Origin of the sequence: Mycolicibacterium komossense (assembly GCF_025822605.1) — a bacterium.
GTDB classification, from domain to species: Bacteria; Actinomycetota; Actinomycetes; order Mycobacteriales; family Mycobacteriaceae; genus Mycobacterium; species Mycobacterium komossense.
Genome location: NZ_JACKTY010000012.1, coordinates 219257 through 236103 on the forward strand (window position 1 = coordinate 219257; position 16847 = coordinate 236103).

The following is a 16847-nucleotide window of genomic DNA, read 5'->3' on the forward strand; positions in this document are numbered from 1 at the left end:
TGGCAGAATCGACTTGTCTGGGCAAGCTTGGGGCATGGACATTGTGTGGGATTGCGTGATCGTCGGCGGTGGTGCCGCCGGATTGAGTGCCGGACTGGTACTCGGCCGGGCGCGGCGCCGGACGCTGATCGTCGATGCGGGACAACAGAGCAATCTGAGTGCGCACGGCATCGGTGGACTACTCGGCTCCGACGGTCGTCCGCCGGCTGAACTATACGCCGCGGGTCGTGTTGAGCTCTCGGCATATCCGAGCGTGGAGGTCCGAGACGGCGAGGTGGTATCGGGCGCCCGGGCCGGAGACGAGTTCGTGCTCACCCTCGACACCGGCGAGCAGGTGCGGTCGCGACGGGTGCTGCTGGCCACGGGAATGCAATACCGCCCACCGGTACTGCCCGGCCTGGCCGAGTTGTGGGGCGGATCGGTCTTCCACTGCCCGTTCTGCCACGGCTGGGAGGTGCGCGAGCAACCGCTGGCCGTCCTGGCGGCGGGGCAGCGTGGGGTTCATTCGGCGCTGCTGCTGCGCGGCTGGAGCGACGATATCGTGCTGCTGACCGACGGCCCCTCGGGACTGGGGGAGGACGACGTGGCACGGCTTGCCGCGGCCGATGTTCGGGTGGACGAGCGGCCGGTGACCGAAGTTCGCGGCGCAGCAGGGCAATTGACGTCGGTGGTATTCGCCGACGGCACGGAACTGCCGCGCCGCGGGATGCTGGTCGGCACGATGCTGTATCAGCGCTCAACGCTGGCCGAGCAGTTGGGCGCCGAGCCGGCCGAACCCGGACCGGTCGCCGCGGACGCGGTCCGGGTCGATCCCTTCGCCCGCACCACGGCCCCTGGGGTGTTCGCCGCGGGAGATGTGAGTGCTCAGATGCCGCAGGTGGCTGCGGCGGTGGCCGCGGGCGCGCTGGCGGCGGCCGCGATCATGCAGACGTTGATGGCTGACGACTACGGTCTGCCACTACCCACCGGAGGGGATGCCCGTGTCGGAACCCGTTGACATTCAGGCGATGTGGAATGAGCGCTACGGCGAGAAGGAGCGCATCTGGAGTGGCAATCCCAATGCCCGGCTGGCTGAGGTGGTATCGGAGTTGGCTCCCGGTCGCGCTCTCGACCTCGGCTGCGGTGAAGGTGGCGACGCCCGGTGGTTGGCGCAACAGGGCTGGCACGTCGTCGCCGTCGACGTCTCCGACACCGCGCTGCAGCGCGCAGCCGCCGACGCTGGAGAGCTGGCTGCCCGCATCGACTTTCAACGCCACGACCTGATGCAGACTTTTCCTGACGGCTCTTACGATCTGGTCTCGGCGCAGTTTCTGCACTCGCCGGTGCCGTGGGAGCGCGACCGGTTGCTGCGGCGCGCAGCGGAGGCGGTGGCGACGGGCGGGACCTTGTTCATCGTGGACCACGGGGAAGCGCCGCCGTGGGCGTCGAAGCTGGACAAGCACGTTCACCATTTCCCGAGTGCGCAGGAAGTGGTGGACGGGCTCCAGCTTGACCCTCCCCGATGGGACATCGTGCGGGCCGAACGGGCCGGGCGGGAGGCCATCGGGTCCGACGGGCAGACCGGCTCGCTGGTGGACAATGTCATCATCGCGCGGCGGAAGGCCTGACTGACGTCAGCTCGCCGATTCGGGTCGGTGCCAGAGCGGCACCAGGCGCGCCTTCCCGACGATCTTCACCGCGACCCGCGGGGGTCGGGAATCGCCTTGATGGCCAGGAATCCCGTCGGTTGTTGGGTCAGGCGTCGATAGCCGTCACGGTCGATATCCGCAGCGCCGGCGTCGGGCCTGGGCTCAAGGAGTCGTTCGATCAGAAATCCCGCTTCATGGAGTTCCGTGCACGTGTCTTCCAGCGGCGCCAACCAGTATCGAACGTGCCAGCCACGACTCCAGACCTCTTCGATGATCCTCGCGTCGAAGTAGTTCCCGCCGTGACGCAGCCAATCGCCCGTGGGGTGCATTCGGGAAAGCACCAGTGCACCGCCGGGGCGCAGCACCCGTCGAAGTTCGCGCAATGCGGACGTCCTGTCATCGATGTACTCCAAAGCCAGGGCGAGCAGTACTCGATCGACGGACTGGTCGGGCAGCCACGTGATCGGATCGGCGAGATCGTGGACCCGGAACCGTCCGGCCGGCACGCGCTCGCGACACAACTCGACCATGCGGGGGCTCTGGTCGAAACCGATGATCGTGGCGCCGCGGTCGGCGAGTTCCGCCGCGTAGAGCCCCGGGCCGCACGCCGCATCCAGAACGGTCAGTCCGGCTACGTCTCCCAGCAGGGCCAGGCAGGTGGGTCGGTCGTAGTGGGCGTTGTGGAGGTTGTTACGGGCGTGGTCGAGAAACTCGTCGGCGAAGACGTCGTATTGGGGGTGCGGTCCTACAGCGTCAGGCATTCCCACACCGTAAATGTCGGCATGCGTTGGCCTGCGGGCCGCTTCTACGAGTACCTTTATCTGCGCGAACGAGTTGGCTGGGCGGCCGCGGATGGCCGCCGGTCTCGATGGGGGAAGAGAACCGGAGGTCAGTCGAGGAAAGTCCGGACTTCGCAGAGCAGGGTGATTGCTAACGGCAATCCGAGGTGACTCGCGGGAAAGTGCCACAGAAAACAGACCGCCAGCGATGGTAAGGGTGAAACGGTGCGGTAAGAGCGCACCAGCATCCCGGGTGACCGGGGTGGCTTGGCAAACCCCACCCGAAGCAAGGTCAAGAAGGTCGCAAGGGGGAGTGACTGCGCAGGCGCTCGAGGGCTGCTCGCCCGAGCCTGCGGGTAGACCGCTTGAGGCACCCGGCAACGGTGTGTCCAGATGGATGGTCGCCACTGCGGGCCCCTCGGTCTCCGAGGGAAACGCAGCACAGAATCCGGCTTAGAGGCCAACTCGTTCGCCCACCAGCGGCCTCTGTCTCGAGCCTGAGCGATCAGGTCTTACTGACCGCCCTGTCGAGTTTCGCCAGTGCGGCCTCGATTTGTTGGCGCGACCACTGCGCCACGTCGTCCTCCTGCTGATAGAGCAGGCCGTAGGTGAACGTGTCCTCACCGACATGGTGGGCGACCTCCGCCTGTTGACTCAGATGAGCCCGGCTGACGGCACTGTCCTGGTGATCGCCGAGCAGCGTCTGGATCTCCTTGGCAGCCTCGGACACTTTCGCGGCCCCGGTCGCCGCCGCCGTGTACCGCAACCGCTTGGCGCCCTTGCGGATTCGATGCAACGCCTCGTCTGCTTCGGCCTCTGGGGCGTCGGCGGCCGCCTTCGCCGCCTTGGCGGCCTTGCGGACCCGCTTGTATGCCGAATCGATGGTCACCGGTTTGGGCTCCTCACCCGACTCGGTCGGTTGCGGATCCGCGGCGACCAGCGCCTCGAGTGCGTCGAGCAGCCGGAAGTAGCGCTCGGAGCGCATCGCGGTCAACGATCGTCGCCACCCCGTCTCGTAACGGTGTTTGGCCCCGTCGATCAGCCGCTCCCGCACCCGCCCGCGCACCAACTCCCCAGGCAACTGGTCGAGCGCCTTCTCGTAACGCTGCGCCAGTACCTCTGCGTCGCGGGCGACGCCGAGAATGCCGGCCAACTGGCGCAATTCGTCGAGGACCCAGGCGTCGTCGGTGAGTCCGAAAGACTCCTCGGATTCCCTGAGCAGGCTGCGGATCTTGCGCGTGGTGACCCGCATCTGATGGACGGAGTCGTAGACGTCGGCGCGCACCGCGCGGTCCCATGTGAGCATCTCGGCGACCTGCTCGGCGACGGCGCGGCGTACCGGGTCCTGCGTTTCGGTGCTCTGCGGTTCGTCGGCTGTTTCAGCGGATTCCGGTTTGGCGCTGGCGAGCACCCGGGCCAGTTTGGAACCATGTCCGGCAGGTACCGCACCGGCATCGAGCAGGCGGTTGCCCAACCGACCCAGCAGATCAGTATCGGGTTCAGCCCCTTCGGGGCGCTCGGCGAGCTCGAGTTCCCATTCGCGCCACTGCTGCTCGTCCCCGCCGACAGCTGAGGCGGTGACGTGGTCATCGCAGAACTCGGCAAGTGCTGAACCGTCGGAGCCGTAGAGCATGCAGATGTGGCGGGTCGTGCTGATCCGCGCGACGGGCGAGATCGGCCGATCCCGCACGATCGCCAGCACCACGTCGAGCAGGTCAGCGGGCACCGACGTCCCGTCGGACTCGCCCAGCGGCATGCGCACCTCGGTGCGCGAGTCCGCACCCGCGGGCAGTTTGAGATGCCAGCCCTCGTCGGCGCCGCCGGTACGGCGACGCAGGGTCACCTTGTTCCGGGCCAGGTCGTGAGTGGCGGTGTCGAAGTACACCGCGTCGAGGGATTCTGGCTGCGGGCGCTCGACCCGCGCGACCGCCCAGAGGCCGTCAAACGACGGAGAGACCGCCGAATCGACAACGTCGAACTTGCGCTCGACTTCCGTATGCCGAGTCGTTTTCGGCTTTTGAGCAGGCATTTTCACCTTCGTTGGGGCGCGGTTACAGGGCCAATTGGTGAACAGAGTGCCACATCGAAGTTAACAGCCAGCACGGCTGACCTGCCCGGGTCCGGGCCTGCTGCTAACTCGCCAGCTGGCTGGTGAACTCGCCCGCGCGACCCCACGCCTGGCGCTCCTCGGCGAAGGCGACGGCCTGTTGTCGGCGGAACGTCGCGATCGGATCGGCCTCCTTGGCGAGAAACGTCAGGTAGTCCTTCATCGAGAAGGTGCCCTCGGCAATGGCGACGTCACCGCGGCCTGCAGCCATGTCGGCGCGCAGGTCCATCAGCTCGTCGGCGCCGACCGGATAGAAGCTGATCCGGTCGAAGTAGCGCAGCAGCCACGGCGTGCCCGGCTCGAAGGCCCGCGAGTCGAGGGGATGGCGGTGATTCCACACCTGGGTGGTGCGTCCGACGAACTGATAACCGCCCGGCCCTTCCATGCCGTAGACGCACAGGTAGGCGCCGCCGATCCCGACGGCGTTTTCCGGTGTCCAGGTGCGTGCGGGGTTGTACTTCGTGGTCACCAGTCGATGCCGGGGATCCAGCGGAGTGGCGACGGGCGCGCCGAGGTACACGTCACCGAGCCCGAGCACCAGGTATTCCGCGTCGTAGACGATGTCATGCACCTGCGAAACATCATCGAGACCGTTGATGCGCCTGATGAATTCGATATTCCACGGGCACCAGGGCGCATCGGAACGCACTCCGTGCATATAGCGCTGGATCGCCTCACGGGTGGCGGGGTCATCCCACGACAGTGGCAACGAGACCGCACGACTGGGCACCACAAGCTCGTCGTTGGCGGGGAGGCCTTCATCCAACTCGGCCAGCACATCGCGAACTTCGCTCATTGTCACGATGGTGGGATCGAATTGCACCTGAAGTGACCGCACACCCGGCGTCAGCTCGGTCAGGCCGGGCACGGCGCGGGCCCGCAGCCGCTGATCCAGGACGTGGACACGGGCCCGCATCGCGAGATCCAGTGCCATCGGCCCGTACTCGACCAGGACGCCGCCGTCGCCGGACCGCCGCAATGTCACATCGGTCCCATCTTTGGCCGAGTACCGGCCCAGCACACCGTCATCGGAGTCGCTGGAGGTGGAGATGACCAGGGGGAACGACGCCCGCCGGCCGACGTCGAGGGTGCGCAGCGACGGCGCCCGATCCGCGCGGACGGCAACGAACCGGACGGCGTCGCCCGGGGCCATCTGACCCAGCTTCCATCGGTCGCCGCCCACCACGGTGACGGGGCAGACGAACCCGCCGAGGCTGGGGCCGTCCGGTCCGAGCAGAATCGGTGTGTCGCCGGTGAAGTCCAGTGCACCAACACAATACGCGTTGTCGTGGATGTTCGACGGGTGCAGCCCGGCTTCACCGCCGTCGGTGCGCGCCCACTGCGGCTTGGGCCCCTCCAGCCGCACCCCGGTGCGGTCGGAGTTGAAATGCACGGTGTAGTCGGTCCGGATGAGCGTGTCCATATCGGCCCGGGTGAAGAACTCGGGGGCACCGTGCGGGCCTTCGGTGACAGCGACCTCCCATCGGTGCCCGATGCTGGGCTGATCCTCGATCGCCGCCCTGGCGTCGCGGTCCGGCCGCTTCTCGTGGCGGCCCGGATCCGCGCCGACGCAGAGAGTGTCTCCGGCGCGCAGGGCCCGGCCGTCGTGACCGCCGAAGGACCCCATGGTGAATGTCGCTGTACTGCCCAGGTATTCGAGTTCGCTCAGGCCGCCGGCGATCAGGACGTAGCACCGCATCCCCGGACCGGTCAGCCTGCCGACCTCGAGGGTAGCGTCCGCGGGAATCGTGATCGACTGCCACTGTGGCACTGTCACGCCGTCGAGGGCGATCGAGACCGGTGCGCCGGTGACGCAGACCCGGCCGCCGTGCGGAAACCGCAGGGTAGGGCCGCCGCGGGTGCATTCCAGCCCGGGCGCACCTTCGGCGTTGCCGAGCACCCGGTTGCCGAGCCTGAACGACAGATCGTCCATCGGACCCGACGGCGGAACCCCGATGTGCCAGTAGCCGATGCGGCCCGGCCAGTCTTGCACCGTGGTCAGCATTCCCGAGCTGACCACCTCGATGAGTGCACTCATGAAGGTGTCGTCACTGCGGAATGACCATGCGGATGACCATGCGCACGGGTGTCGGGTTGAACCCGTTGCACGGATTGTTGATCTGGGGGCAGTTGGAGACCAGCACCACGGTGTCCGTCTCGGCGCGTACGGTCAGCGACTTTCCCGGGCCGGACCGGCCGTCGACGATGCCCAACGTGCCGTCGGATTCGATTGGCACGTTCATGAAGAAGTTGATGTTCGGCACGATATCGCGTTTGCCCAGGCCCCATTTCGCGCCTTCGGCCAGGAAGTTCTCCGCGCAGGCGTGCTGGTGCACGGTGTGATGGCCGTAACGCAACGTGTTCGACTCCTTCGAGCAGGCGCCCGCGATGGTGTCATGGTTGCCGACCTGGTCGGCCACGATGCTGACCAACGCGGTCCCGTCGGCGGCGCGCAGTACCGAGCCGGTGGTCAGGAAGATATTGCGTTGTGCCGCAACGGTTGCCTGGAAGCTGTATCGCTTGTTCGGGTCACATGCGCCGTGGGTGAGTCCGTAGAACAAGGTGTCGACGGCCTGGTTGCCGTGCAGGTCGATGATCTGCAGCTGCTGACCTGCGGTGAGTACCGCCGACCACGGGGTGCAGGCCGCAACGATCTCGTCGGACACGATCTGGGGCTCGGTGATGGTGGTCATGGCTGATCTCAATTCTGGCTGGCTGTCGCAGCGGTGTGGTTTTGACTTGCGGCCCAGCTGCTTTCGGTGTTGAACAGAGCGCGAAGATATTCTGGATCCGTGCCGACCGGCGTGCCGAGCTCCTCGTCGGCGCGCCAGGCCACCACGTCGAGTGCGGTGACCTGGGCCTCGAAGTCCAGCGGATGCGCGGCGTTGACCAGGGCGACCACCACGGGCAGGTGAATCAGCAGGTCGACGGTGGTCCCCGCTCCTGCGGAGCCGGTGAAGGTCAGCGATCCGTCGGTGGCCGCGCGAACACCCTTGAAGAAGGAGGCGGACGGCGCGACGTCGCGGGCATCCATGCCGTGTTTCACGGCGGCCAGCAGCATCGCCCTCCGCGCTGAGGGCGGCATCCCGCACAGCAGGTCGTGGTTACCGGAGGTATCGGCGACGACGGTGGCGAGCACCCGGCCCTGATCGGACAGCAGGGGATGGCCTGCGCTCAGATAAGCCTGCCACGGCACTTTCATGGTGTCGGCCACGTTGAGTCGCTCCCAGGGTGCGTCGGCGCGAAACAGCAGCAGGTGCGCACAGGCGCCGCCGTCGGGATCGGCCAGGCGCAGCCGGGAACCGCGGCCGAGCACCCGGCTGACGTAGGAACCCGCGGGGATGGACTCGGCCCACAGGAGCCGCGACGGGTCGATGTCTGGCGGTGTGGCCGGAATCCGCATCGCGGCCTGGTCTGCCTGGGCGCGGGCGTGTGATCGGGCTCCGGCTGTCGACGCGGTGGTCATCGTGTCCTCCCTGTCCGACCGAAAACGGCCGATTAACTGTCAAGTGAAAGTTTTCTGGACCCGGATTCCGCGCGAGTGTCCCGCCTGTTACGACTGGGTTGACAGTATTTCTGTCAAATGACAGATAACCTGGCCTGGCGAAGCCCGAATGCAAGAATGTGCCCATGCGTAGCGAAGGCCGCGGACGGCCCCGCCTGGAGCAATCCCGGCGTCCGGGCAAGACGGCGCGCGAGGAAATCCTCGACGCCGCGGCCGAACTGTTCACCAACCAGGGTTACGCCAGCACCTCGACCAGGGCGATTGCGGACGCCGTCGGGGTCAGGCAAGCGTCGCTTTACCACCACTTCGCCACCAAGGACGACATTCTCGACGCACTACTGGCCGGAACCGTCGACGCGCCGCTGAAACTCGCTGGTGAACTGCTGCTGGAAACCGGGCCGGCCGCCCCGCGTCTGCACGTGCTGATCGTCAGCGACGTCACCCAGCTGTGCGGCAGCCGATGGAATCTCGGCGCCCTCTACCTGTTGCCCGAACTGCGCGTCGACCGGTTCGAACAGTTCCGGCTGCGGCGCGCGGTGCTGCGGGACCACTACGGTAACCTGGCCCGCCAGGTGATCGCCGAATGCGACGGCCCGCCGGATGCCGACGATCTTCCGTTCCGGCTCGTCGAGTCGGCCATCAACCGCCGTTCCGACGACAACGGTTGCCCGCCCGAACAACCGTGGATGATCGCCGACGGGGCCCTGCGCATCCTGGGCTGGGACCGCGACTTCGCGCTGATGCGACAGGGGACCTCCACCCGGCTCCAGATCGAACCGGTTAACGTCTCGGCATGACTTCTGCGCCGGGATATCAGAGCATCACGTTCGAGCAGACCGGGCCGATCGCCCGGATCACGCTGAATCGGCCCGAGGCGGCCAACGGGATGAACGACACGCTGCTGCGTGAGCTGGCCGACGCCGCCAAACGGTGCGACGTCCCGGGAATCAAAGCGGTGGTCCTCACCGGTGAAGGCCGATTCTTCAGCGCCGGCGGCGATTTGAAGGCGGTCGCCGGCTCGCCGGAACGGCCCGGTCGCTACATCAAGGGGATCGCCGACGATCTGCACAAGGCCGTCGCGACGTTCGCGCGGATGGATGCCGTACTGATCACGGCCGTCAACGGCGTCGCCGCCGGCGCCGGATTCAGTCTCGCTGTCAGCGGCGACCTGGTGCTCGCGGCATCGTCGGCCTCGTTCACGATGGCCTACACCCGGGCGGGACTGAGCCCTGACGGCGGTGCTTCCTACTACCTGCCCAGGCTGGTCGGGATCCGCCGCACGCAGGAACTCATGCTGACCAACCGCACGCTGTCTGCTCAGGAGGCTGCGGATTGGGGGTTGGTCAACGAGGTGGTCGACGGGGCCGACCTGGCGGCCCGTGCCGGCGAACTGGCCACGCAGATCGCTTCGGGCTCAAGCACTTCCCAGTCCGCCGTCAAGAAGCTGCTGCTGAGTAGCTTTGACAACGGTCTTGAGGTTCAGCTCGAACTCGAGGCCCGACTGATCGGCGCCAATGCCGACGCCCCGGACGGGCGTGAGGGAATCGACGCGTTCCTCACCAAGCGAGCCCCCAAGTTCGACTGACGACGTCAGAAGCTGTGTTCCTCAGCCGGGAACGCTCCGCTGGCCACCTCGGTGCTGTACTGCTCTGCGGCACGGCGTAATTCGCCGCCCACATCGCCGAAGCGCTTCACGAATCTGGCGGTCTTGCCCGAAGTCATCCCCGCCATGTCCTGCCAGACCAGCACCTGCGCATCGCAGTTGGGTCCGGCGCCGATTCCGACGGTGGGGATGGTGAGCTTGCCGGTGATCTGCGTGGCCAGTTCGGCCGGCACCATTTCCAGCACGACGGCGACCGCGCCGGCCTCGGCGACCGCGATCGCGTCGTGGATGGTCTGCTCGGCGGCGTCACCACGGCCCTGCACGCGGAAACCGCCCAGACCGTTGACGCTCTGCGGGGTGAAGCCGATGTGGGCGATGACCGGGATGCCGGCCTGGGTCAGCATCGCGATCTGCTCGGCGACCCGTTCGCCGCCTTCGAGCTTCACGGCATGGGCACCGGTTTCCTTCATGAAACGGGTGGCCGTGGCCAGGGCCTGCATGGGGCCCGATTCGTAACTGCCGAACGGCAGATCGGCCACGACGAGTGCGTGGGTCGCACCGCGGACGACGCCGCGTACCAACGGAATCAATTCGTCGATCGAGATCTGCACCGTGGTGTCGTAGCCGTAGACGACGTTGGCAGCCGAATCGCCGACCAACAGCACGGGGATACCTGCATCATCGAAGGCCCGGGCGGTCGAATAGTCGTAGGCCGTCAGCATCGACCACTTGTGGCCTTCGGTTTTCCACTGCTGCAGGTGGTGGGTGCGTACTTTGATGCGCTTCCTGGGAGCTTCGCCGAGCGTCTCGGTGGCAGCACCATAAACAGTTTGCTCAGACATCATTGTCCTTCGTGGTGGTTTCGTCGTGATAGATCCTCGAGGCCCTGACCGGGTCCCCGGGTTCGTCTGACGAGGCCCAGTGTGCCACCCGCCCCGACAAACAGGGAAGCAGCAGTTGAGTGGACTTCCTCACACCGCACAGCTGCCGGACATACCATCGCGGGCATGCCCGCCTACCAAAGGCTTAGCGGCCTGGATGCCAGCTTCCTTTACCTCGAAACCCCGTCACAGCCGCTCCACGTGTGTTCGATCCTCGAATTGGACACCTCCACGGTGCCCGGTGGCTACACCTTCGACCAGTTGCGCGACGAACTCGCCGTCCGGATCAGGGCGATGCCGGAATTCCGCGAGAAGCTGATGGACAGTCCGTTCAACCTTGATCATCCAGTATGGGTGCAGGACAAAGACTTTGATGTCGACCGGCACCTGCATCGGATCGGGTTGCCCGCTCCCGGCGGTCGCATCGAGTTGTCCGAGATCTGTGGCCACATCGCGTCGCTGAATCTCGACCGCAGCCGGCCGCTGTGGGAGATGTGGGTCATCGAAGGGATCGCCGGTACCGACGCGCATGACGGCGGTCGGATCGCCGTCATGACGAAGGTGCACCACGCGGCTGTCGACGGCGTGACCGGTGCCAATCTGATGTCGCAGCTGTGCAGTACCGAACCCGACGCGCCGCCGCCGGACCCGGTTGAAGGTGCCGTCGGCGATGCCAATCAGGTGGAGATGGCGGCCAGAGGCCTGGTCAAATTTGCCAGCCGCCCGCTGCACCTGGCCACCAAGGTCATTCCCGGCACCGTCACCACCGTGGTCGACACCGTGCGGCGGGCCATCGGGGGCGTCGCGATGGCCAGCCCGTTCACCGCACCGCAGACAGCGTTCAACGCATCCGTTACCGGACACCGCAACATCGCCTACGCGCAGCTCGATCTCGATGACATCAAGACCGTCAAGAATTACTTCGGCGTCAAGGTCAACGACGTCGTGATGGCGCTGGTGTCGGGAGTGCTGCGGCAGTTCCTGCTCGATCGTGGCGAACTCCCGGAGCACTCGCTGGTGGCGATGGTGCCGGTATCGGTGCACGAGACTTCCGACCGGCCCGGCCGCAACAAGGTGTCGGGGATGTTCTCCAGCCTGGAAACTCAGATCGCGGATCCGGCGGAGCGGATCAAAGCCATCGCCGAGGCGAGTTCTCTTGCCAAGGAACACAGTTCGGGGATCGCGGCAACCCTACTGCAGGACTGGTCGCAGTTCGCCGCCCCAGCCGTGTTCGGAGTCGCGATGCGGCTCTACGCCAGGACCAACCTCACCGAGGCGCGCCCGATCCACAACCTGGTCGTCTCGAATGTGCCGGGCCCGCAGGTGCCGCTGTACTTCCTGGGCTCCGAGGTCAAGGCGATGTACCCGCTGGGCCCGATCTTCCACGGTTCGGGGCTCAACATCACCGTCATGTCGCTGAACGGCAAGCTCGATGTCGGGCTGATCTCGTGCCCGGAGCTGCTCCCTGACCTGTGGGACATGGCCGACGACTTCGCTGTCGGGATGGAGGAACTACTCAAGGCGGCGCGCTGAGGCAAACGTGGGCCTTTTGGCGTCTCTTCTCCGCATCGCTCGTGCCTCGCTCTGCGTCGGCGTGACGGGGCTTGTCGGCGTCACTTCTCCGCATCGCTCGTGCCTCGCTCTGCGTCGGCGTGACGCGGGCTGCCAGCGCTTAGGCAATTTTCAGCAAGCTCATGGCAGCATGTGTTGCCATGAGCTTGCTTTACCGCCGTCGGACGCTTCGTGCCCCGTTGATCGGGGTGGTCGTGGCGATGCTTGCGGTGTCTGGCTGCACGACCGTGGTCGATGGTCGTGCGACGATCGCCGCACCCCGGGTCGGAGATCCCGTCGCCTGGGAGCCCTGCCACTTCCAGAGTGGCGCCGAGAGCAGGCTGCCCGCCGGCACGCAGTGCGGACGAATCGCGGTGCCCGTCGACTACAGCAAGCCCGACGGCGCCCTCGCCGATATCGCGATGATCCGCTTTCCTGCCACCGGCGACAAGATCGGCTCACTCGTTATCAACCCGGGTGGGCCGGGGGAGTCGGGGATCGAGGCCGCGGTGGGGATGGTCGACACCCTCCCGCCCGATATCCGGCAACGATTCGACCTCGTGGGCTTCGATCCGCGCGGGATCGGGTCGTCGAGCCCGGAGCTGTGGTGCAACTCCGATGCCGATAACGACCGGCTCCGCGCCGAGCCCCAGCAGGACTACACCCCGGCCGGCGTCGCGCAGATCGAGAAGGAAACCAAGGAATTCGTCCAGCGCTGCGTCGACAAGATGGGCCTGGAGTTCCTGGCCAATATCGGAACTGCCAGCGTCGCGAAGGATCTCGACGCCATCCGGGCGGCCATCGGAGATGACAAGCTGACCTACCTCGGCTACTCCTACGGAACCAGGATCGGCTCGGCCTACGCCGAGGAGTTCCCGCAGAACGTGCGGGCGATGATCCTCGACGGCGCCGTCGACCCCAATGCCGACCCGGTGGAGGAAGACGTCAAGCAGGCGAAGGCCTTCCAGGGCGCATTCAACGATTACGCGGCGGACTGCGCCAAGGATCCGTCCTGCCCGCTGGGCACCGATCCGGCGAAGGCCACCGAGGTCTACCTGGACCTGGTTGAGCCGTTGGGGCCGAAATCAGCGCCCACCAAAGACGGCCGCGGCCTGTCCTACAGCGACGCGGTAGTGGGAACCATCATGGCGCTCTACTCGCCGAGCTTGTGGCAGCATCTGACAACGGGACTGAGTCAACTGAAGAACGGTCACGGCGACACCATGCTGGCTCTGGCCGACATGTACATGCGCCGTGATTCGCAGGGCCACTACACGAACGCCACCGACACCCGAGCGGCGGTGAACTGTGTCGACCAGCCGCCACTGACCGATCCGGCCAAAGTGATCGACGAGGATCGGCGACTGCGCGAGGCGGCACCGTTCATGAGCTATGGGCAGTTCACCGGGCATGCACCGATGCCGACCTGTGCGTTCTGGCCCGTTCCACCGACCAGCCAGCCGCACCAACTCAACGTGACCGACTTGCCGCCGACTCTGGTGGTGTCGACGACCGGTGATCCCGCAACGCCGTACGAGGCGGGTGTCCAACTGGCCCAAGAACTCAAGGGTGGCCTACTCACCTACAACGGCACCCAGCACACCGTCGTCTTCCAGGGCGAGAGCTGTGTCGACGACTACGCCACCCAGTATCTGATCAACGGCACGCTGCCGCCGCCGGACGCCAAGTGCTGACCCTGGATCGGGTCCCAACCGCAATCGACGCCCGATAACGCGGCGCTGCCGTACTGAGACGCGAGCGTTATCGTCCTGCGGCGCTTCGCCTCCGAGTGCATGCGACCATGTCCGAATGCGGCGCACCGGATCAGTGGGCTCGGCGCTGCTTGCCTGCGCACTGATTCTTGCCACCCCGGCGCCGGCGGCGTCGGCCACCCCCGAGGGGGCCGCTGATCCGATTGCGCGACAGCAGAATTGGGGCGACTGCTCAGTATTTTTCGGTGCCGGCGCTGATGTGCCGCCGAGTGCGCAGTGCACGATGGTGCCCGTCGGGGGTACCGCGACCCAACCGCTGGCCAACCTGGCTGTGATCCGGATCCCGGCAACCGGCTCGCGGATCGGATCGCTGTTCATCAACCCCGGCGGTCCCGGCGCGTCCGCCGTCGACAGCGCCGCGGGGATGGGAACCGCGCTGGCCGGGACCGAGATCACCGAGCACTTCGACCTCGTCGGTGTCGATCCGCGTGGGGTCGGGCACTCCACGCCGCAGCTGCGCTGTCGCACCGACGAGGAATTCGACGCCTGGCGCCGCGAGCCGATGGCCGACTACAGCCCGGCCGGCGTCGCCCACATCGAGGCGCTCTATCAACAATTCGTCGACCAGTGCGCGCAGCGGATGGGCACGGCATTCCTGTCCGGTGTCGGCACCGCCGAGACCGCCCGCGATATGGACACGGTCCGGCAGGTCATCGGCGACGAGCAGATCAACTATCTGGGATTCAGTTACGGCACCGACGTCGGGCGGGCCTACGTCGAGGAATTCGGCGACCACGTCAGGGCGATGGTGCTCGACGGCGCCATCGACCCCAGCATCGGGCCGGTCGAGAAGAACATCCGTCAGATGGCCGGCTTTCAGACCGCATTCAACGACTATGCGGCGGACTGTGCCCGCTCGCCGGGCTGCCCGCTAGGCCAGGACCCTGCCGCCTTCGTCGACCGCTATCACGCCCTGGTCGACCCGTTGGTCTTCGCGCCGGGGCGGACTTCCGATCCGCGCGGACTGAGCTACGCCGACGCCATCACCGGCACCGTCAACGCGCTGTACTCGCGGCAGTACTGGAAATACCTGACCAGCGGATTGCTCGGATTGCAGCGGGGTACCGACGCCGGAGACCTGTTGCTCCTGGCCGACGAATACCAGGGCCGTGGTCCCGACGGTCGCTACAGCAATCTGCAGGACGCCTTCAACGCCGTGCGGTGCGTCGACGCCCCGACGCCGACCGATCCGGCGATCTGGGCCGCGGCCGACCAGCAAATTCGCCAGGTCGCCCCGTTCCTGGCCTACGGCGAATTCACCGGATACGCCCCCCGTGACATCTGTTCGTTCTGGCCGGTGTCCGCCACATCGACCCCGGGCCCGGCCGCCCCGGTGGCCCCCGGCAAGGTCGTCGTCGTCTCCACCACGCACGATCCGGCGACTCCGTACCAAGCCGGCGTGAATCTGGCCCAGCAACTGGGGGCTCCGCTGATCACCTTCGAGGGCACTCAGCACACCGCGGTCTTCAACGGGTATCAGTGTCTGGACACCGCGGTGGTCCGGTATTTCGTGGATCTGACACCGCCGCCAGACAACCTGCACTGCAACTAGAACCACCGTCGTAACACAGAATTAACAGCCGATGCATACGCTCGCGGTCATGGATCGTCAGAAGGAATTCGTGCTCCGTACGCTGGAGGAACGGGATATCCGTTTCGTCCGCTTGTGGTTCACCGATGTGCTCGGATTCCTGAAGTCGGTTGCCATCGCTCCTGCCGAACTCGAAGGTGCATTCGAGGAGGGGATCGGGTTCGACGGCTCCTCCATCGAGGGCTTCGCCCGGGTCTCGGAATCGGATACCGTCGCTCGGCCCGACCCGTCCACATTCCAGGTGCTTCCGTGGACGACGAGTGGTGGCGATCACCACTCGGCGCGGATGTTCTGCGATATCACCATGCCCGATGGTTCGCCGTCGTGGGCCGACTCCCGGCACGTGCTGCGCCGGCAGCTGGCCAAGGCCAGTGACCTGGGCTTTTCCTGCTATGTGCACCCCGAGATCGAGTTCTTCCTGCTCGAGCCCGGTCCATTCGACGGGTCCGTGCCCGTCCCGGCCGACAACGGCGGCTACTTCGACCAGGCCGTGCACGATTCGGCGCCGAACTTCCGCCGCCACGCGATCGACGCCCTGGAGTCGATGGGCATCTCGGTGGAGTTCAGCCACCACGAGGGCGCTCCCGGCCAGCAGGAGATCGACCTGCGCTACGCCGACGCACTGTCCATGGCCGACAACGTGATGACATTCCGCTACGTGGTCAAGGAAGTTGCGCTGAAAGAGGGTGTGCGGGCGTCGTTCATGCCCAAGCCCTTCACCGAATATCCGGGCTCGGCCATGCACACCCACATGAGTCTTTTCGAGGGCGAATCCAACGCATTCCACAGCCCGGACGATCCGCTGCAACTCTCCGATATCGGCAAGTCGTTCATCGCCGGCATCCTCGAACACGCCACCGAGATCAGCGCCGTCACCAACCAGTGGGTGAACTCCTACAAGCGCCTGGTGCAGGGCGGCGAGGCGCCGACCGCCGCCTCCTGGGGTGCGGCCAACCGTTCGGCGCTCGTTCGGGTGCCGATGTACACCCCGCGCAAATCGTCATCGCGGCGCGTCGAAGTGCGCAGCCCCGACTCGGCCTGCAATCCCTACCTGGCGTTCGCGGTGATGCTCGCGGCCGGCCTCAGGGGCGTGGAGAAGGGTTATGCGCTGGGGCCGCAGGCCGAGGACAACGTCTGGAGCCTGACGCCTGAGGAGCGCCGCGCCATGGGCTACCGCGAGTTGCCGTCGAGTCTCGGCATCGCGCTGACGGAGATGGAAAGCTCCGAGCTGGTCGCCGAGGCGCTGGGCGAGCACGTCTTCGACTTCTTCCTGCGCAACAAGCGGGCGGAGTGGGAGAACTATCGCAGCCAGGTCACCCCGTTCGAGCGGAAGACTTACCTTTCGCTCTGAAAACCTCACGCTCTGAAAGTGCGGGGTCTGGCTCCAGATACGGATAGCCGTGGCGGCTGTCACACACCGCCGTCGCGGT

The 16847-nt window shown here is 66.3% G+C and carries 14 protein-coding genes and 1 other RNA gene; 9 read left to right on the forward strand and 6 right to left on the reverse strand.

Annotated features, from left to right (window positions below):
- The first annotated feature begins 34 nt into the window (after positions 1–34).
- The gene (locus H7J73_RS03005; protein ID WP_264065748.1) at positions 35–997 is read left to right on the forward strand and encodes an NAD(P)/FAD-dependent oxidoreductase; all 963 of its coding nucleotides are present in this window, start codon (positions 35–37) and stop codon (positions 995–997) included.
- Complete coding sequence (locus H7J73_RS03010) at positions 975–1607, forward strand: class I SAM-dependent methyltransferase (RefSeq protein WP_264065750.1); 633 nt, start codon at positions 975–977, stop codon at positions 1605–1607. Before H7J73_RS03005 ends, H7J73_RS03010 begins: the two co-directional genes overlap by 23 nt.
- Positions 1608–1672: 65 nt before the next feature.
- Here the strand turns inward: H7J73_RS03010 and H7J73_RS03015 are convergent, their stop codons facing one another.
- Complete coding sequence (locus H7J73_RS03015) at positions 1673–2389, reverse strand: class I SAM-dependent methyltransferase (RefSeq protein WP_264065752.1); 717 nt, start codon at positions 2387–2389, stop codon at positions 1673–1675.
- 69 nt (positions 2390–2458) lie between these two features.
- On the opposite strand from H7J73_RS03015, the gene rnpB reads away from it, so the two are divergent.
- Positions 2459–2879, forward strand: an RNA gene (gene rnpB, locus H7J73_RS03020) — RNase P RNA component class A.
- 33 nt (positions 2880–2912) lie between these two features.
- Here the strand turns inward: rnpB and H7J73_RS03025 are convergent.
- From H7J73_RS03025 to H7J73_RS03040, 4 genes are all read right to left on the reverse strand, one after another.
- A complete protein-coding gene (locus H7J73_RS03025; protein WP_264065753.1) occupies positions 2913–4436 on the reverse strand; it encodes a CYTH and CHAD domain-containing protein in 1524 nt (507 codons plus the stop codon).
- 103 nt (positions 4437–4539) lie between these two features.
- Complete coding sequence (locus tag H7J73_RS03030) at positions 4540–6552, reverse strand: 5-oxoprolinase/urea amidolyase family protein (protein ID WP_264065754.1); 2013 nt, start codon at positions 6550–6552, stop codon at positions 4540–4542.
- Positions 6553–6562: 10 nt separating this feature from the next.
- A complete protein-coding gene (locus H7J73_RS03035) occupies positions 6563–7207 on the reverse strand; it encodes an urea amidolyase associated protein UAAP2 (RefSeq protein ID WP_264065755.1) in 645 nt (214 codons plus the stop codon).
- An 8-nt stretch (positions 7208–7215) separates the two neighbouring features.
- Positions 7216–7980 carry a DUF1989 domain-containing protein gene (locus H7J73_RS03040; protein WP_264065756.1) on the reverse strand — a complete coding sequence of 255 codons (765 nt, stop codon included), beginning with the start codon at positions 7978–7980 and terminating at the stop codon, positions 7216–7218.
- A 164-nt stretch (positions 7981–8144) separates the two neighbouring features.
- Between H7J73_RS03040 and H7J73_RS03045 the strand changes: the two genes are divergently transcribed.
- Positions 8145–8816, forward strand: a complete 672-nt coding sequence (locus tag H7J73_RS03045; protein ID WP_264065757.1) for a TetR/AcrR family transcriptional regulator — start codon at positions 8145–8147, stop codon at positions 8814–8816.
- Positions 8813–9604 (forward strand): enoyl-CoA hydratase/isomerase family protein, encoded by a 792-nt coding sequence (locus H7J73_RS03050; RefSeq protein ID WP_264065758.1) that lies wholly within the window; start codon positions 8813–8815, stop codon positions 9602–9604. The genes H7J73_RS03045 and H7J73_RS03050 overlap by 4 nt, the downstream gene beginning before the upstream one ends.
- Positions 9605–9609: 5 nt before the next feature.
- On the opposite strand, the gene panB is transcribed toward H7J73_RS03050, so the two are convergent.
- Positions 9610–10464: a 3-methyl-2-oxobutanoate hydroxymethyltransferase gene (gene panB, locus H7J73_RS03055; RefSeq protein ID WP_264065759.1), complete on the reverse strand. Its 855-nt coding sequence runs from the start codon at positions 10462–10464 to the stop codon at positions 9610–9612.
- 165 nt (positions 10465–10629) lie between these two features.
- Between panB and H7J73_RS03060 the strand changes: the two genes are divergently transcribed.
- The 4 genes from H7J73_RS03060 (at position 10630) to H7J73_RS03075 (ending at position 16768) form a co-directional block, all read left to right on the forward strand.
- Positions 10630–12036 (forward strand): WS/DGAT/MGAT family O-acyltransferase, encoded by a 1407-nt coding sequence (locus tag H7J73_RS03060; RefSeq protein WP_264065760.1) that lies wholly within the window; start codon positions 10630–10632, stop codon positions 12034–12036.
- 179 nt (positions 12037–12215) lie between these two features.
- Positions 12216–13748, forward strand: coding sequence for an alpha/beta hydrolase (locus H7J73_RS03065; RefSeq protein ID WP_264065761.1), 1533 nt, complete (start codon positions 12216–12218; stop codon positions 13746–13748).
- Between the two features lie 115 nt (positions 13749–13863).
- Positions 13864–15378: an alpha/beta hydrolase gene (locus H7J73_RS03070; protein WP_264065762.1), complete on the forward strand. Its 1515-nt coding sequence runs from the start codon at positions 13864–13866 to the stop codon at positions 15376–15378.
- A gap of 49 nt (positions 15379–15427) precedes the next feature.
- Positions 15428–16768, forward strand: coding sequence for a glutamine synthetase family protein (locus tag H7J73_RS03075; protein WP_264065763.1), 1341 nt, complete (start codon positions 15428–15430; stop codon positions 16766–16768).
- Positions 16769–16847: the final 79 nt, after the last annotated feature.

What these genes read in the sequence shown, in the direction of transcription:
- H7J73_RS03005 (WP_264065748.1), top strand. Translation starts at nt 35, where the DNA reads ATGGACATTGTGTGGGATTGCGTGATCGTCGGCGGTGGTGCCGCCGGA.
- H7J73_RS03010 (WP_264065750.1), top strand. Translation starts at nt 975, where the DNA reads ATGCCCGTGTCGGAACCCGTTGACATTCAGGCGATGTGGAATGAGCGC.
- H7J73_RS03015 (WP_264065752.1), bottom strand. Translation starts at nt 2,389, where the DNA reads ATGCCTGACGCTGTAGGACCGCACCCCCAATACGACGTCTTCGCCGAC.
- H7J73_RS03025 (WP_264065753.1), bottom strand. Translation starts at nt 4,436, where the DNA reads ATGCCTGCTCAAAAGCCGAAAACGACTCGGCATACGGAAGTCGAGCGC.
- H7J73_RS03030 (WP_264065754.1), bottom strand. Translation starts at nt 6,552, where the DNA reads ATGAGTGCACTCATCGAGGTGGTCAGCTCGGGAATGCTGACCACGGTG.
- H7J73_RS03035 (WP_264065755.1), bottom strand. Translation starts at nt 7,207, where the DNA reads ATGACCACCATCACCGAGCCCCAGATCGTGTCCGACGAGATCGTTGCG.
- H7J73_RS03040 (WP_264065756.1), bottom strand. Translation starts at nt 7,980, where the DNA reads ATGACCACCGCGTCGACAGCCGGAGCCCGATCACACGCCCGCGCCCAG.
- H7J73_RS03045 (WP_264065757.1), top strand. Translation starts at nt 8,145, where the DNA reads ATGCGTAGCGAAGGCCGCGGACGGCCCCGCCTGGAGCAATCCCGGCGT.
- H7J73_RS03050 (WP_264065758.1), top strand. Translation starts at nt 8,813, where the DNA reads ATGACTTCTGCGCCGGGATATCAGAGCATCACGTTCGAGCAGACCGGG.
- panB (WP_264065759.1), bottom strand. Translation starts at nt 10,464, where the DNA reads ATGTCTGAGCAAACTGTTTATGGTGCTGCCACCGAGACGCTCGGCGAA.
- H7J73_RS03060 (WP_264065760.1), top strand. Translation starts at nt 10,630, where the DNA reads ATGCCCGCCTACCAAAGGCTTAGCGGCCTGGATGCCAGCTTCCTTTAC.
- H7J73_RS03065 (WP_264065761.1), top strand. Translation starts at nt 12,216, where the DNA reads ATGAGCTTGCTTTACCGCCGTCGGACGCTTCGTGCCCCGTTGATCGGG.
- H7J73_RS03070 (WP_264065762.1), top strand. Translation starts at nt 13,864, where the DNA reads ATGCGGCGCACCGGATCAGTGGGCTCGGCGCTGCTTGCCTGCGCACTG.
- H7J73_RS03075 (WP_264065763.1), top strand. Translation starts at nt 15,428, where the DNA reads ATGGATCGTCAGAAGGAATTCGTGCTCCGTACGCTGGAGGAACGGGAT.